This is a genomic window from Pseudomonas sp. C6002 (assembly GCF_013385805.1).
In the GTDB taxonomy this organism is placed as follows: Bacteria; Pseudomonadota; Gammaproteobacteria; order Pseudomonadales; family Pseudomonadaceae; genus Aquipseudomonas.
This window is the reverse complement of record NZ_JACAPH010000009.1, coordinates 131303-147520: the sequence shown is the minus strand read 5'-3', so window position 1 is coordinate 147520 and position 16218 is coordinate 131303. Positions and strand designations below refer to the sequence as shown.

Genomic DNA, 16218 nt, shown 5'->3' with positions numbered 1-16218 from the left:
AGAGAGAACATGAGCAAACGCCAACTGAAACTCGGTGCCATGGTGCACGGCGTCGGTCACGGCTGGGGCGAATGGCGCCACCCGCAGGCGCAACCCAATGCCAGCGTCAACTTCGGGTTCTACAAGCATCAGACGCAACTGGCCGAAGGCGCGAAGTTCGACTTCGTGTTCATCGCCGACAGCCTGCATATCCATGAAAAATCCAGCCCGCACTACCTCAACCGTTTTGAGCCCCTGACCATTCTTTCGGCCCTGGCCGCCCTGACCTCGAACATCGGCCTGGTGGCGACCGTCACCGTGAGCTACACCGAACCGTTCCAGGTGGCACGCCAGTTCGCCTCCCTGGACCACATCAGCGGCGGCCGCGCCGGCTGGAACGTGGTGACTTCGTGGCTCAGCGGCACCGCCGACAACTTCGGCAAGGCCGAGCACCCGCCCCACGCCGTGCGCTACCGCATCGCCAGGGAGCACGTGAATGTGGTCAAGGGCCTGTGGGATTCCTGGGAAGACGATGCCTTTGCGTACAACAAGCAAAGCGGCGAATTTTTCACCCCTGGCAAGCTGCATGCACTGGAACACAAAGGCGAGTTTTTCTCGGTCAAGGGCCCGCTGAATATCGCCCGCTCGCGCCAGGGCCAGCCGGTGATTTTCCAGGCGGGCACTTCCGAGGACGGGCGCAATTTTGCCGCCGAAAACAGCGACGCGATTTTTGTCCATGCCGAGACCTTCGACGAAGCCAAAGCCTACGCCCAGGACTTGAAGAAACGCGCCCGCAGTTTTGGCCGTGATGCTGATCAGTTGTCGATCCTGCCGGGCATCCGGCCGATTGTTGGCCGCGACGAAGCCGAGGTGGAAAGCCGCTATCAGCAAGCTGTGGAGCTGGTGACCGTCGAGGACGCAATCGTCGCCCTGGGTCGCCCGTTCAACGACCACGACTTCAGCAAGTACCCGCTGGACGAACCCTTCCCGGAACTCGGCGACCTGGGCTCCAACAGCCAGAAAGGCGGCTCCGACCGCATCAAGCAACTGGCCCGCGATGAACGCCTGACCCTGCGGGAAGTGGCCCTGCGGTTCTCCCGGCCCAAGCGCGATTTTGTCGGCACCCCGGAGCAGGTCGCCGACGCGATCCAGACCTGGTTCGAAGCCGGCGCGGCCGACGGCTTCATCATCAATTCACTGCTGCCGGACGGCTTGCAGTACTTCACCGAGCTGGTAGTGCCGGTGCTGCAACAACGCGGGCTGTTGCGCAGCGAATACAGCGGCGCCACCCTGCGGGAAAACCTTGGCCTGGACGTGCCGGCGAACCGCTACAGCACCCCGTTCGAAACTCAACCAACGCAGATCGCCATCTGACCAGGGCACGACCATGACGAACACGATCAAACACGGACAGTTCAATCGTCGCGGCTTCCTGGGCGCCAGTTCGATTGCCCTTGGCGCGCTGGGCCTCGCCTCGCTGGTGCCCCGGGCTTTCGCTGCACCTGCGAAGCTCTCGGACCTGACCCTGGCCGTCGCCACCTACCGTGGCCAGGACTCGTACTTCACCGACGACGCCGGCACTTCCAACACGCCCTATAAAGTCGACTACGCCGAGTTCGCCGGCGGCAACCTGATCGTCGAAGCGCTGGCCTCCGGCAGCCTGGACATTGGCGGCATGAGCGAGATCCCGCCGATCTTCTCGATCCAGAGCCACCGCGAGCCGAAGCTGATTGCGGTGCTGCAAGGTGACGTGAATAACCAGGTGATCCTGATTCCCAAGGAGTCGAAAATTGAATCCATCGCCCAGTTGAAAGGCAAGCGTGTGGGCTATGTGCGCTCCACCACCTCGCACTACTTCTTGATCAAGGCCTTGAAGGAGCAAGGGCTGACCTTCAACGACATCACCCCCGTGGCACTCACGCCACAGGACGGTTTCAGCGCGTTCCAGAGTGGCCAGCTGGACGCCTGGGTGATCTACGGGGTGTTTATCCAACTGGCGAAATTCCGCAGCGGCGCCCGGGTATTGAAAACCGCCCTCGGCTACCTCTCCGGCAACTACCTGATCGGCGCCCGCCCCGCTGCCCTGGAAGACCCGCTGCGCAAACAGGCGATCCAGGATTACTTGCAGCGCCAGGCGCGCACGCTGGAATGGATGAACAACAACCCTGAACCGTGGGCTGAAAAATCGGCGAAGTTGCTCGGTGTGGACAAGGCAGTGTTCCTCGACGTGTACAACAACCGCAGCCAGCCCTACAGCGTGATCGAGGTGAACGACCAGGCCATCGCTTCGCAGCAGGAAGTGGCGGACCTGTTCTTCAATGCCGGGGTATTGAACGAGCGGCTGGATGTCAGCCCGTTGTGGGACCGGCAGTTCAAGTTGCTGCCGATATAACCCGCCTTCGAAAACGCCGAATAACCCATGTGGGAGCGGGCTTGCTCGCGAAAGCGGTGGATCAGCCAACGGATGTGCAACCTGACACACCGCTTTCGCGAGCAAGCCCGCTCCCACATTTTGAACGAGTACACCCATCATGAGCCTTTCTTCTCAACCGTCACTGCGCTCCGTGGAAGTGGCCAATTTCGAAGCCTTGCTGGAACGCCTCAGCGCCCAGCTCGCCGCCACTGCACACATCGTTGATGAAAGCGGCACCTTCCCCCACGACAACTTCAAGCTGCTGCACGAACACGGCCTCGTCGCCCTGACAGTGCCCAAGGCCCTCGGCGGTGGCGGTGCCAACCTGAGCCAGGCGCGCAAGGCCATCAGCGCGATCGCCAAGGGCGAGCCGTCCACCGCGTTGATCCTGGTGATGCAGTACCTGCAACACACGCGCCTGCAAGACAGCAAAACCTGGCCGCCCGCCCTGCGCACCCAGGTCGCCGAAGACGCTGTGCGCAATGGGGCGCTGATCAATGCCCTGCGCGTCGAACCCGATCTCGGCACCCCGGCCCGTGGCGGCCTGCCCGCGACCATCGCCCGGCGTACCGCCGCCGGCTGGCGCATCAGCGGGCACAAGATCTACTCCACCGGCAGCCATGGCCTGAGCTGGTTCAGCGTGTGGGCCCGCAGCAGCGATGAAGACCCGTTGGTAGGCGCCTGGCTGGTGCCCAGGGACAGCCCCGGCATCAGCATCATCGACACCTGGGACCACCTCGGCATGCGCGCCACCTGCAGCCATGAAGTGGTGTTCGACAACGTGCTGGTGCCGCTGGACCACGCGGTCAGCGTCAGCCCCTGGAGCGCACCGCAGGCGGAACTGGACGGTGACGGGTTCCTGTGGATGTCGGTACTGCTCTCATCGGTGTACGACGCCGTGGCCCAGGCCGCGCGCGACTGGCTGGTGGACTGGCTGGAACAACGCAAGCCGTCCAACCTCGGCGCCGCGCTGTCGACCTTGCCGCGCTTTCAGGAGACCGTCGGGCATATCGACACCCTGCTGTTTGCCAACCGCAGCCTGCTGGACGCCGCCGCCGACGGGCACACCCCGACGGCCCACGCCGCACAGATCAAATACCTGGTGACCGGCAACGCGATCCGCGCCGTCGAGTTGGCCATCGAGGCTTCCGGCAATCCCGGCCTGTCCCGACACAGCCCACTGCAGCGGCATTACCGCGACGTGCTGTGCAGCCGCGTGCATACCCCGCAGAACGACGCGGTGCTGCAAGGCGTCGGCAAGGCCGTCTTCGCTCAACGACACAAGGAACGCCCATGAGCCAGGTGATTATCGCCAGCCAGCTGGACGAAGATTTCAATCAAGTCATCCGCCAGCGCCTGGCCCTCACGCACCCCGGTGCAGAGGTGATCAGTGTGCCGGCCGGTGTGCCCAGCGACTTGCCGGCCCAGGCCAATATCCTGCTGGCCCGGCCGATCAATGTGCGCGGCTACACCGCGCCGGACACACCGCCACCGGGTTGGCCGTACGGCGTGCAGTGGATCCAGGTGGTGTCGTCGGGCATCGACTTCTATCCCAGGTGGCTGTTCAACGGGCCGCCGGTGAGTACCTCACGGGGCAGCGCCGCCGAAAACCTCGCCGAGTTCGCCCTCGCGGCAATCTTCGCGGCGGCCAAGCATTTGCCGGATATCTGGGTAAAGGATGCCCAGTGGCAGTTCACCCCGCTGCGCCCGCTCAAGGGCACCACCCTGGGGATTCTCGGGTTTGGCGCGATTGGCCGCAGCCTGGCGCAGAAGGCTCATGGGTTGGGGATCAAGGTGGTGGCATTACGCCAAAGTGACACGCCGTTTGACGTGGAGGGTGTGGAAGCGGCGCGGGATATCCATGACCTGTTTGCTCGTTCCGATCACCTGGTGCTGGCAGCGCCACTGACCGAGGCCACACGGCATATCGTCGATCGTGAGGCGCTGGCGAATGCCAAGCCAGGGTTGCACCTGATCAATATTGCCCGGGGAGGATTGGTGGATCATGAGGCGCTGCTGGAGGCGCTGGACAGCGGCCATATCGGGCTGGCTTCGCTGGATGTGACCGAGCCCGAGCCATTGCCGGACGGGCATGCGTTGTATGGGCATCCGAGGGTCAGGGTGTCGCCGCATACGTCGGCGATTTCGACCAATAGCCGGCATGATATTGCGGACAGTTTCCTGGGCAATCTGGAAAGGTATCTGAGTGATCGGCCGCTGGAAAACCTCGCTGATACCCAACGCGGTTACTAAACCCAACAGAGATCAAAATGTGGGAGCGGGCTTGCTCGCGAATGCGGTGTTTCAGTCACTATCAATGTTGACTGAGCGACCGCATTCGCGAGCAAGCCCGCTCCCACATTTGTTTTTTGTTCGGCTGAAAAATATCATCAGCCTTACGCATCACATTCAAACCAATACATACCTATTTTTTATAATTAACTTATAACTAATCGGACTTTTACGCCCGGCATTTATACAAATACTGTTACATCCAGTACCGACCCCTGACCAGGTGGAGGCCCAATTTTGCCTAAACCGTCAACCACCTCAGGGGTCCATCATGAGTCCTACCGCCGTACCCAATCGCCTGGCACTGGCCATCTCCCTCGCCCTGTTCGGCCTCGCCGTTCACGCCGACGACGCCGCCCTGCCGGTGGTCAATGTCACCGCCGAGCACCGCAGCGAAGACCTGCAAAAAACCCCGCTGGCGATTTCCGCGTTTGATGAAAAGGCCCTGGAAGACAAGCAGATCAACAGCGTGCGCGACCTCTCGGGCCAGGTGCCGAACCTGACACTCAGCCGCCAGTCGATCTCCTACAGCGCGCAGACCTACGGCATTCGCGGTATCGGTGAAACCGACCCGATCCAGGAAGCCGCCGTCGCCGTGTATGCCGATGACCTGTACATCCCGCGTGCGATTTCGTCGATGCTCGACTTCAACGATGTGGAGCGTGTCGAAGTGCTGCGCGGGCCCCAGGGCACCCTGTACGGACGCAACAGCAGCGCCGGCGCGATCCGCGTGATCACCCGCGATCCGACCCAGGAAACCCGTGGTTTTGTAGAGCTGGGCGCCGGCAACTACGATGCGCAGAACGCACGCCTGCTGATCAGCGGCCCGCTGGTGGACAACGCGCTGTTCGGCAGTTTCTCGGCGATCCGCCTGAGCCGCGACGGCACCGTCTCCGATCCCACCCGGGGCAAGGATGTAAACAACGTCGACATCCAGTCCTACCGCGGCAAGCTGCGCTACAAGCCGGTGGATTCGCCGTGGGATGTGCAACTGACCCTGGCCGGTACCTTCGACCGGGGCGACACCACCAGCTACACGCCTTTCGACGCCAACGGGCATTTCGACAAATTCAAGAGCTACAGCAGCCTCGACCCGAAAAACCGCCTGGACCAGGGCAGCTCGGTACTGCGGGCGATTTACGCGATCAATGACAACCTGAACTTCAAATCAGTAACGGCCTACTCGGCGTTCCACCAACCGGTGGACTACGACAACTCAGGGCAAGCCGCGCTGATCCAGAACAACCTGATTCTGTACAAGCAGAACTATGCGACCCAGGAGTTCCAGCTCAACGGCGACTACGACGATTTCAGCTTCAGCACCGGGGTGTACCTGTACCGCGAGAAGTTCGACGCCGACCGCGACAACCTTACCTATTCCATCGCCCGCAATCGGGTGATCGGCCAGGGCCAATACAGCACCACCAACACCGAAAGCTATGCGCTGTATGGCCAGGGCACCTACAAGCTGACGCAACAACTGTCGCTGATCGCCGGCCTGCGCTTTACCCGCGAGCACAAGAATTTCGACTTCACCAACTACGCGATCAACACCGACCGGCAAATCACCGGCACCAACTTCACCGCCGAGTCGAGCAAATCCTGGCAGTCCACCAGCCCGAAGATCGGCTTCGAATACGCCTGGACCCCGCACCTGAACCAGTACGCCTACGTCGCCAAGGGCTTCAAGGCCGGTGGCTACGACAACCGCGCCCCCACCCAGGCCGCCGCCGAACAGGCGTTCTCCCCGGAAGACGTGACCACCTGGGAAACCGGGGTCAAGGGTGACTTCTTCGACCAGCGCCTGCGGGCCAACGTCGCGCTGTTCTACAACGACTACAAAGACCTGCAAACCAACGCCTATGACCCGGCGCTGGGGGTGAGCCTGCGCACCAACGTCGGCCGTGCCCACACCTACGGCGTGGAGCTGGAAACCCTCACCGCCCTGAGCCGCGACCTGCAACTGACCGCCAACGTCGGCTACCTGCAAAGCAAATACGACGACTTCCAGAACGCCAGCGGTGCCGGGGTGGATGCCAACGGCAAGCAACTGGTGTTCTCGCCACGCTGGAACGCGAGCGTTGGCCTGAACTACACCATCCCGGCCGGGCTGCCGGGCACCTGGCTGGCAGGCACCGATGCGCAGTTCCAGACCAAGTCCTACGCCAACGCATTGAACGACGACATCCAGGAAATCCCGCAACAGACCTTCTGGAACGCCAACACCCGCTACATCAGCGGCGACGGCCACTGGACCACCACCCTGGCGGTGAAAAACCTGCTGGACCGCGCCTACCCGCAGTCGGTGGGCTACGTGCCCTCCAGCGGCGCCCGCTACTACTCGGTCAACGACCCGCGAACCCTGTTGCTGACCGTGCGCTACGACCTCTGACAAACCGCTATCTCAAGGAGCGAATCATGGCTTTTACCCGCAGGGAACTGATTTCCCGTATTGCCGCCGTGGGCGGTTATTCCGCCGCTGTCAGCGCATTGGGCGCGCTGGGGCTGACGCCTCAGGCGGTGGCATCGAGCTTTACCCCGCTGCAATTGGGCAGCACCGGCAAAGGCAAGCAGGTGGTGGTGGTCGGCGCCGGGATCTCCGGGCTGGTCAGCGCCTATGAGCTGCGCAAGGCCGGGTTCAACGTGACGATCCTGGAAGCCCGCGACCGGGTGGGTGGACGCAACTGGACCCTGCGCCGAGGCACCAAGGTCGATTTCGACGACGGCGTCAGCCAGACCGTCGACTTTGATGACGGGCAGTTTTTCAACGCCGGCCCCGCGCGTATTCCCAGCCACCACCAGACGATCCTCGGCTACTGCCGCGAGCTGGGTGTGGAGCTGCAAGTACTGGTCAACAGCAGCCGCAACGCCCTGGCCCGGCCGGATACGCAACAGCCGGCGTTCCAGTTGCGCCAGGCGGTCAATGACACCCGTGGCCAGCTCTCGGAACTGCTGGCCCGCACAGTCAGCCGCAAGGCGTTGGACCAGGACCTGAGCGTGGATGACCGCAAGGCGCTGCTGAGTTTCCTCAAGGTGTACGGCGACCTCAACGGCGACCTGCAATACAAGGGTTCGGTGCGCTCCGGCTACACCCGCGTGCCCGGCGCCGGCGACCAGACTGGCGTGACCCGCGCGCCGCTGGAGCTGCAGACCCTGCTCAATCCGAAGCTGTGGGGCGCGCTGGTGTTCGATGAAATCCCGGAGTTTTCCTCCACCATGTTCCAGCCGGTGGGCGGCATGGACCGCATTCCGTATGCCTTCTACGAGCATCTGAAAGATGCGGTGCGCTTCAACGCCGAAGTCAGCGATATCCAGACCTCGGAGCAAGGCAGCCGGATCACCTACCGCGACCGCATCAGCGGCAAGACCCAGGTGCTGAGTGCCGACTACGCGATTGTCACCGTGCCCTTGCCGCTGCTGGCCAAGCTGCCAACCAACTTCACGGCACCCTTCAAGCAGGCGATCCAGACCGCGCAAAGCGACCAGGCCAACAAGGTGGCCTGGCAAACGCCGCGCTTCTGGGAAACCGACTTCAACATCTACGGCGGCCTGTCGTACCTCGACCATGAAGTCAAAGGCCTGTGGTACCCCAGCGACCGCCTCAACAGCGCCCAGGGGATTCTGGTGGCGGCCTACAACACCAGTGAATCGGCCCAGGCCTTCAGCCAGAAATCCCTGGCCGAACAGTTCGCCTCCTCACGCCAGGCGGTGGAGCTGTTGCACCCCGGCCACAGCGCCAAGTTGCAAAAACCGGTGGCGATCAACTGGTCGAAAGTCAGCTACAGCAAGGGCCCGTGGATCGTCAACGACGAGGTCGGCGAAAGCGCCTACCGCCTGCTCAACGAGCCCCAGGGCCGCACGTACCTGGCCAGCGACGCCCTCGCCCACGGCGGCGTCGGCATCTGGCAGAACAGCGCCGCCGATTCGGCGCGGCGCATCGTCTCGCTGATCGGCCGGCATGCCGAACGCCAGCAACCGGGCGTCGCCGCCTGACTTTTCTCTCTCAAGGAATGAACCGATGAAGACGCTTTTTGCAGGACTGCTGATGACCGCCACCACCCTTGCCGCCCACGCCGATGAGATCAAGCGCGTGCCGCTGCCGAACTCGAACTTCCCGATCTCATTGGCGGTGTCGGTGCCGCCGCAGACCGAGCTGTTGTTTGTGAGTGGGTTGCTGGCCGACCTGCATGACCCCAAGGCGCCGAAAGACTCGTTTGCCGCCTATGGCGACACGGCCATCCAGACCACGTCGATCCTCAACAAGCTCAAGGGTGTGCTGCAAGGCCAGGGCCTGGATTTGGGAGATGTGGTGCAGCTGCGGATATTCCTGGTGGGCGATCCAGCCAAGGGCGGCAAGCTCGACTTTGCCGGGTTGCAGGAAGGCTATACGCCGTTCTTCGGCAGTGCCGAGCAGCCGAAAAAACCGGCGCGCACCGCGGTGCAAGTCGTCGCGTTGCCATTGCCCGGCGGGCTGGTAGAAATCGAAGCGGTTGCCGCGCGCAAACGCTGACAGGGACATCACTCGAGACCAAGGAGCTCCACTCTCATGCGAAAATTCAACTGGCTGACGGCACCTTTGTGGCGAGGGAGCTTGCTCCCGCTGGGGCGCGCAGCGGCCCTGAAGCCTGACTCCGCAATTTCCCCGGAAGACTGTGGCGACGGTATTGGGGCTGCTACGCAGCCCAGCGGGAGCAAGCTCCCTCGCCACAGCAAGCTCCCTCACCACAGCAAGCTTCCTCACCACAGCAAGCTCCCTGGCCACAGCAAGCCCACTCGCCACAGCAAGCTCGCTCATCGTAAAAGGCTACATCGGTACAATCATCTGAAACTCCTGCCGCTCTCGCTGGCGTGCGGCCTGGCGTCCTTCGGCGTCGAATCTGCCGAAGACCGCTCCCCCACCCTCGACACCGTGGTGGTCACCGGCAACCGTGGCGCCGAACAACGCACCGTCACCACCAGCCCCACGCCGATTGATGTGATCAGCGGCGAACAGCTGCGGGCCGTGGGCAAGCCGAGTTTGCTGGAGGCATTGGGCAAGCTCATCCCCTCGTTCAACCTGCCCGACCGCGCCGGCTGGGATGCCAGCGGCGTGGTGCGTTCGGCCACCTTGCGCGGCCTCACCGCCTCTCACGTACTGGTGCTGGTCAACGGCAAACGCCGCCATACCAGCGCCACCCTGAACATCAACGGCATCAACAGCGGCGCGGCCCCCAGCGACCTCGACCTGATCCCGGTGGCTGCCATCGACCATGTTGAGGTGCTGCGCGACGGTGCGGCGGCGCAATACGGCTCGGATGCGATTTCCGGGGTGATCAATATCATCCTCAAGCAGACCACCGGCGGCAGTTCCGACACCACCCTGGGGCAGAACTACGACGGCAAGCGCGGCACCGGCCAGGAGGCGCTGAACTATGGCTTCCAGGTGGGGGAAGCCGGGGTGCTCAACGTGTCCCTCGACACCCGCTACCAGGAGCGCGACAACAAGGCCGGCAGCAACGGCTACAGCAGCCATTACTACCCGCTGGCGGACGGTTCCCCCGACCCGCGCGAAGCCACCTCCAGCCACCACACCTACAAAGGCTACGGCTCGCCCCGCAGCCAGTTGGGCAATGTGGCGTACAACCTCGACCTGCCGCTGAACGACAACCTGACGCTGTACTCGTTTTCCACCCTGGCCACCCGGGAGAACAACGACGGCCAGAACTTCCGCCTGCCCAACGGCCGCAATACCATCACCACCGGGCCCAATGGATACCCCGATGGCTACAGCCCGTACTGGCTGGTCAACGAGACCGACTTCCAATCGGCCTTCGGTGCCAAGGGCAATGACCTCGGCGGCGGTTGGGGTTGGGACCTGAGCAGCACCTACGGGCGCAACTACGCCAAGCAGCGCACCTACGACAACCAGAACCCGTCCCTGGGCGAAAGCACACCGAACAAGTTCACCTCCGGGATCTACATCGCCGACCAGCTCACCACCAACCTCGACCTGAAAAACACCTACGAGATCGGCCTGGCCAAGCCGCTGGACGTGGCGTTCGGCCTGGAGCACCGGCGCGAAAGCTACGAGACCCGCGCCGGCTCCGAGGCTTCCTATATCGATGGCAGCTACGTGTTCCCGGCAGGCCATCCGCGTGCCGGGCAGCGTCCCGATCCGGGGGCTCAGGTCACCAACGGCATCCGTCCGGAAGACGCGCAGAAGGTCAGCCGCAACAGCGTCGCCAGCTATGTCGACCTCGGGTTCTACCCCACCGAGCAGTGGTACATCGGCGTGGCCGGGCGCTACGAACATTACAACGAAGGCGTCGGCGGTACCCGCAGCGGCAAGCTCAGCACGCGGTATGCGTTCAACCCGGTGTTCGCCCTGCGCGGCACCGTGAGCAACGGCTTTCGCGCACCGTCCCTGGCCAACGAGATCTTTACCGCACGCTCCACCGGGTTCGACACCATCAATGGCGTGTACCAGTCGTATAACTACGTGATCCTGCCGGTGGATTCCGCCGGCGCTCAGGCATTGGGTGCCAAGTCACTGAAGCCGGAGCGCTCGACCAACTTCAGCCTCGGTTTCGCCGTGACCCCAAGCGATGACTTGAGCCTCACGGTGGACGGCTACGTGATCAACCTGCGGGACCGCCTGGTGCTCAGCGAACGCTTCCAGGGCCCGGGCATTGCCTCCCTGCTGGACAGCATCGGCGTACCGGCCACGGCGGGCGCACAGTACTTCACCAACGGCGCCAACACCCGCACCTCCGGGGTGGACGTGGTGGGCAACTACCGGCAGAACCTCGACCGCTACGGCTCGGTGAAATGGACGGCGGCGCTGAACTACAACCACACGCAGATCCTCAGCGTCAACGACACCCCGGCGCAGCTAGCCGCCCTGGGCAACTTCCAGTTGATGGGTCGCCAGTCACGGGCACTGATCACCAAGACTTCACCCAGCAGCAAGATGATCTTCTCCGCCGACTGGGCGATCCACGACTTCGACGTCAACCTGCGCCTGACTCGCTACGGCACCTACACCGAGGTCAACAGCTCCAGCGACGCGAGCCTGGACCGCACGTATTCGGCCAAGTGGATCACTGACCTCGACGTGGCCTACGCGATCAGCAAACAGCTGACGGTGGCCGTAGGTGCGCAGAACCTGTTCGACAAATACCCGGATCACATCGGCGTGAAGAACTCGTCGTTCGGCGATAACTGGGGCAGCTATTCGCCGTTCGGGTTTACCGGCGGGTATTACTACAGCCGGGTGCAGTACGCGTTCTGATTCAACAACCGCCGGCCAGGCGTTCACGCAGGAACTCGATCAACGCCTGCACCGGGCGCGAGCTCTGGCGGTGCTGGGGGTAAACGGCGGAAAGGGTCAGGGGTTCGGGCGCGCAGTCTTCCAGCAGCGTCACCAGGCGGCCGTCCTGCAAGGCTTGGGCAACGATAAAATGGGGTAGATAGGTGATGCCCAACCCGGCCACGGCGGCATCCCGCAGCAGCTCACCGTTGTTGACCCGCATGCGCCCGCTGACGTTGCGGGTGTGGGGTTTGCCATCGACCTTGAAGTGCCATTGCACCTGGCGACCATGGCCGTAAGGCAGGCATGCGTGATCGGCCAGGTCATCGGGACTCTGCGGCGTGCCGTGGCGGGCCAGGTAGTCGGGACTGGCGCAGTAGACGCGCTGCACACTGGCGATGCGTCGGGCGATCAGGGTCGAATCCTCAAGGGTGCCGATGCGCAGCACCAGGTCGTAGCCCTCGCTGATGAGGTCTACCGGGCGGTCACTGAGGTCCACTTCCACGGTGACGTGAGGGTGGCGTTGCAGGAACAGCGGCAACAGGCAACCCAGGTGCGCCATGGCAAACGACAACGGCGCGCTCAGGCGAATGGTGCCTCGGGGCTCGGTGTTTTGCCCGGCGATGCCCTGCTCCACTTGCTCGACTTCACTGAGCAGGCGCAGGGCGGATTCGTAGTAACTCTGGCCCAGCGGCGTGACGTCCAGGCGGCGGGTGGAGCGGTTGAGCAGGCGTACGCCGAGGCGCTCTTCCAGCTGGATCAGGCGGCGGCTGACAAACTGCTTGGACAGGCCAAGATGCTCGGCGGCAGCGGTGAAACTGCCGGATTCCATGACCTGGCAAAACAGGCGCATGTCTTCGAAGGGGTTCATTGTCGCTTCTCGGTGGACGCTGGGCTGTTTTATAGCCGGTCAGTCGCCACACCACAAATCAAAATGTGGGAGCGGGCTTGCTCGCGAAGGCGGTGGGTCAGTCGGTACATGTATTGACTGGCACACCGCCTTCGCGAGCAAGCCCGCTCCCACATTGGATTACCTGCATATCAGAGAGCGGTTTATTTGGCCGTCAGCGCCGAGTAGCTGTTCATCAAATTGCGATAGTTGGGAATACGCGGCGACAGCAGATTCGCCAAGCCTTCCATGTCGTTGCGCCAGTCCACCTGCAGCTCGCAGGCCACCGAGAACCAGTTCACCAGCTGTGCACCGGCCGCCGTCATGCGTGCCCACGCAGCCTGTTGCACGGTCTCATTGAAGGTGCCCGAAGCATCGGTGACCACAAACACTTCAAACCCTTCAGCCAGGGCCGACAACGTCGGGAAGGTCACGCACACGTCGGTCACCACCCCGGCAATGATCAGTTGCTTGCGGCCGGTGGCTTTCACTGCCTTGACGAAATCTTCGTTGTCCCATGCGTTGATCTGGCCAGGGCGCGGGATGTACGGCGCGTCCGGGAACAGTTCTTTCAGCTCCGGCACCATCGGGCCGTTGGGGCCGCTTTCGAAACTGGTGGTGAGGATAGTCGGCAGCTTGAAGAACTTGGCCAGGTCCGCCAGGGCCAGCACGTTGTTCTTGAACTCGTTGGGCGAGAAGTCCTGCACCAGGGAAATCAGGCCGGTCTGGTGATCCACCAGCAGGACCACGGCGTCATCTTTGTTCAGGCGTTTGTAAGTCATGGGAATACTCCTTTGAGGTTAGATTCAGAAGGCAAAACACGAGCAGCCAAACGCGCCCCAGAAACCCTGGAAGTCGCTGACCGGCACGTTCGAGAGACGCGCCCGTTCATGGCTATGGGAATGCACGCCACAGGGGCCGCTGCATTGGTGCACCTGGGCTTGCAGCGCTGAGGCCGGGCGCCAGTGGCCCGGGACCTTGACCACCGGCGACCAGTCCGGCAGCACCGGCACGCTGGGTGGTGCGAAATCTTCAAAGTCGCCGGCGCCGTACACCACCTTGCCGCCGACCACGGTGAGTACCGATTCGATCCACTTGATGGCTTCCTCGTCGACACTGAAGAAGTCCGCCGACAGTGCCGCCACGTCCGCCAGTTGGCCGACCTTGATCTGGCCCTTCTTGCCTTGCTCGGAGGAGAACCAGGCGCTGCCGTGGGTGAACAGTTCCAGGGCCGTCAGCCGGGGCAGCCCCTCGGCGTGCAGTTCCAGCCCGCCGACGGTGCGGCCGCTGACCATCCAGTACAGCGAGGTCCAGGGGTTGTAGCTCGACACCCGGGTGGCGTCGGTGCCAGCGCCCACCGGCACGCCTTCGGCGAGCATGCGTTTGATCGGCGGCGTGGCCTCGGCGGCCTTGGCGCCGTAGCGCTCCACAAAGTACTCACCCTGGAACGCCATGCGGTCCTGGATCGCGATGCCGCCGCCCAGCGCCCGCACGCGCTCGATGTTCTGCGGGGTGATGGTTTCGGCGTGGTCGAAGAACCATGGCAAGCCGTTGAACGGGATGTCGCGGTTGACCTTCTCGAACACGTCGAGCATCCGCGAGATCGACTCGTTGTAAGTGGCGTGCAGGCGGAACGGCCAGCGCTGTTCTACGAGGTGGCGCACCACCGGTTCCAGTTCCTGCTCCATGGTCAGCGGCAGGTCCGGGCGTGGTTCGAGGAAGTCTTCGAAGTCGGCCGCCGAGAACACCAGCATTTCGCCCGCGCCGTTGTGGCGCAGGTAGTCGTCGCCCTGATGCAGGGTCACGCTGCCGGTCCAGTTCTTGAAGTCGCTGAGTTCTTCCTTGGGCTTCTGGGTGAACAGGTTGTACGCGATGCGCACGGTCAGTTGCTGGTCCTTGGCCAACTGCTCGATCACGGCATAATCGTCGGGGTAGTTCTGGAAACCACCGCCGGCGTCGATGGCGCTGGTCAGCCCCAGGCGGTTGAGTTCGCGCATGAACTGGCGGGTGGAATTCACCTGGTATTCCAGGGGCAGTTTCGGGCCCTTGGCCAGGGTCGCGTAGAGAATCATCGCGTTGGGCCGCGCCACCAGCATGCCGGTGGGGTTGCCGTTATGGTCGCGCACGATCTCGCCGCCGGGCGGGTTCGGCGTGTCCTTGGTGTAGCCGGCCACCCGCAGGGCGGCACGGTTGAGCAAGGCGCGGTCATACAGGTGCAGCACGAACACCGGCGTGTCGGGGGCGGCCTGGTTGAGTTCGTCGAGGGTGGGCATGCGCTTTTCAGCGAACTGGAATTCGTTCCAGCCGCCCACCACCCTCACCCACTGCGGCGTGGGCGTGCGGTCAGCCTGATCCTTGAGCATGCGCAGGGCATCGGCCAGGGACGGCACGCCTTCCCAGCGCAGTTCGAGGTTGTAGTTCAGGCCGCCACGGATCAGGTGCAGGTGCGAGTCGTTGAGGCCAGGGATGACGGTGCGACCCTTGAGGTCGATGACCTGGGTACCACTGCCGCGAAGGGCCATGGCTTCGTCGTCGGTGCCCACCGCGACGAAGCGTCCCTGGTGGATCGCAACTGCCGTGGCGCGGGGATTTTCACGGTCCACGGTGTGGAACTGGCCATTGAACAGAATCAGGTCGGCGTTCATAGGGTTTCCTTTACAGAGGCTTCAAGCCAGGGCGCGAACAGACGGGTGGCCGCCGGCATCAGCAGGTAAACCACCAGTACAACGATGGTCAGGGTGACCAGGAAGGTGGCGACGATGTAGTTGGACAGGAACGGGTGCAGCCGCAGTACCGGGCCCCAGATGATCGGCACCAGCAAGGTCAGCGGCAGGATCACCAGCAGCGTGACCACCGCCTGCTTCCAGCGCGGCGGCTTGGCGGCAGTATCGGCCAGGGGCGAGAACCAGAACTCGTTGACCGCGCCGACTTCGGTCTGGTCGCCGTCGGCCAGCATCGGTGCGGCTTGGTTGATCAGCTCCAGGCGCTGCGGCGAATCGAGCCAGCGCTCCAGGTCTTCGGTGGAGCGGTAACGCAGCACGCAGGTGAATAGCGCCAACCCGCCCTGTTTACTGCGCACCACATCGACGCCGAGGTGCCCGGGACGCTCACCGGCAATACGCACGATGCGTCGCAGCCAGGCTTCGTAGTCGGCTTCAAGCCCGGGTTTTATGCGGTGCTTGACCACCAGGGTCACGACCTCGTCCGGCCCGCCTTGTGCTGTTGAGTCCATCGTGCCCTTCCCCTGGATGCTTGAACGTTCGCGCTAGTGTGCGACGGCCCGATCCAGAAAAATTGCATGCATGTGCTCAGTTCAACAGATGCTTGCAGCGGTCTACACTGGGGATTCATTCACCG

The 16218-nt window shown here is 63.2% G+C and carries 12 protein-coding genes; 8 read left to right on the top strand and 4 right to left on the bottom strand.

Annotated features, from left to right (window positions below; translation table 11 throughout):
- Positions 1-9 precede the first annotated feature (9 nt).
- From HX817_RS04415 to HX817_RS04380, 8 genes are all read left to right on the top strand, one after another.
- Positions 10-1353, top strand: a complete 1344-nt coding sequence (locus tag HX817_RS04415) for an LLM class flavin-dependent oxidoreductase (RefSeq protein WP_008434605.1) — start codon at positions 10-12, stop codon at positions 1351-1353.
- 13 nt (positions 1354-1366) lie between these two features.
- Positions 1367-2371 carry an ABC transporter substrate-binding protein gene (locus tag HX817_RS04410; RefSeq protein ID WP_003211303.1) on the top strand — a complete coding sequence of 335 codons (1005 nt, stop codon included), beginning with the start codon at positions 1367-1369 and terminating at the stop codon, positions 2369-2371.
- 139 nt (positions 2372-2510) lie between these two features.
- Entirely contained in the window at positions 2511-3689 is a 1179-nt protein-coding gene (locus tag HX817_RS04405; RefSeq protein WP_177039855.1) for an acyl-CoA dehydrogenase family protein, read from the top strand.
- Complete coding sequence (locus HX817_RS04400) at positions 3686-4645, top strand: D-isomer specific 2-hydroxyacid dehydrogenase family protein (protein ID WP_087694855.1); 960 nt, start codon at positions 3686-3688, stop codon at positions 4643-4645. Before HX817_RS04405 ends, HX817_RS04400 begins: the two co-directional genes overlap by 4 nt.
- A gap of 310 nt (positions 4646-4955) precedes the next feature.
- The gene (locus HX817_RS04395; protein WP_177039854.1) at positions 4956-7076 is read left to right on the top strand and encodes a TonB-dependent receptor; all 2121 of its coding nucleotides are present in this window, start codon (positions 4956-4958) and stop codon (positions 7074-7076) included.
- A gap of 26 nt (positions 7077-7102) precedes the next feature.
- Positions 7103-8677 (top strand): FAD-dependent oxidoreductase, encoded by a 1575-nt coding sequence (locus HX817_RS04390; RefSeq protein WP_177039853.1) that lies wholly within the window; start codon positions 7103-7105, stop codon positions 8675-8677.
- 25 nt (positions 8678-8702) lie between these two features.
- Positions 8703-9194 (top strand): RidA family protein, encoded by a 492-nt coding sequence (locus HX817_RS04385; protein ID WP_003211308.1) that lies wholly within the window; start codon positions 8703-8705, stop codon positions 9192-9194.
- Positions 9195-9230: 36 nt separating this feature from the next.
- The gene (locus tag HX817_RS04380; protein ID WP_256348650.1) at positions 9231-11954 is read left to right on the top strand and encodes a TonB-dependent siderophore receptor; all 2724 of its coding nucleotides are present in this window, start codon (positions 9231-9233) and stop codon (positions 11952-11954) included.
- 1 nt (position 11955) lies between these two features.
- On the opposite strand, the gene HX817_RS04375 is transcribed toward HX817_RS04380, so the two are convergent.
- The 4 genes from HX817_RS04375 to HX817_RS04360 all read right to left on the bottom strand — a co-directional run bounded on the left by HX817_RS04375 (position 11956) and on the right by HX817_RS04360 (position 16093).
- The gene (locus tag HX817_RS04375; RefSeq protein WP_003212824.1) at positions 11956-12843 is read right to left on the bottom strand and encodes a LysR family transcriptional regulator; all 888 of its coding nucleotides are present in this window, start codon (positions 12841-12843) and stop codon (positions 11956-11958) included.
- 182 nt (positions 12844-13025) lie between these two features.
- The gene (ycaC, locus tag HX817_RS04370; RefSeq protein ID WP_161635723.1) at positions 13026-13649 is read right to left on the bottom strand and encodes an isochorismate family cysteine hydrolase YcaC; all 624 of its coding nucleotides are present in this window, start codon (positions 13647-13649) and stop codon (positions 13026-13028) included.
- 18 nt (positions 13650-13667) lie between these two features.
- Positions 13668-15506, bottom strand: a complete 1839-nt coding sequence (locus HX817_RS04365; RefSeq protein WP_177039852.1) for an amidohydrolase — start codon at positions 15504-15506, stop codon at positions 13668-13670.
- On the bottom strand, positions 15503-16093 hold the full coding sequence (locus HX817_RS04360) for an antibiotic biosynthesis monooxygenase (RefSeq protein WP_177028409.1): 591 nt from the start codon (positions 16091-16093) through the stop codon (positions 15503-15505). Before HX817_RS04360 ends, HX817_RS04365 begins: the two co-directional genes overlap by 4 nt.
- Between the last annotated feature and the right edge of the window lie 125 nt (positions 16094-16218).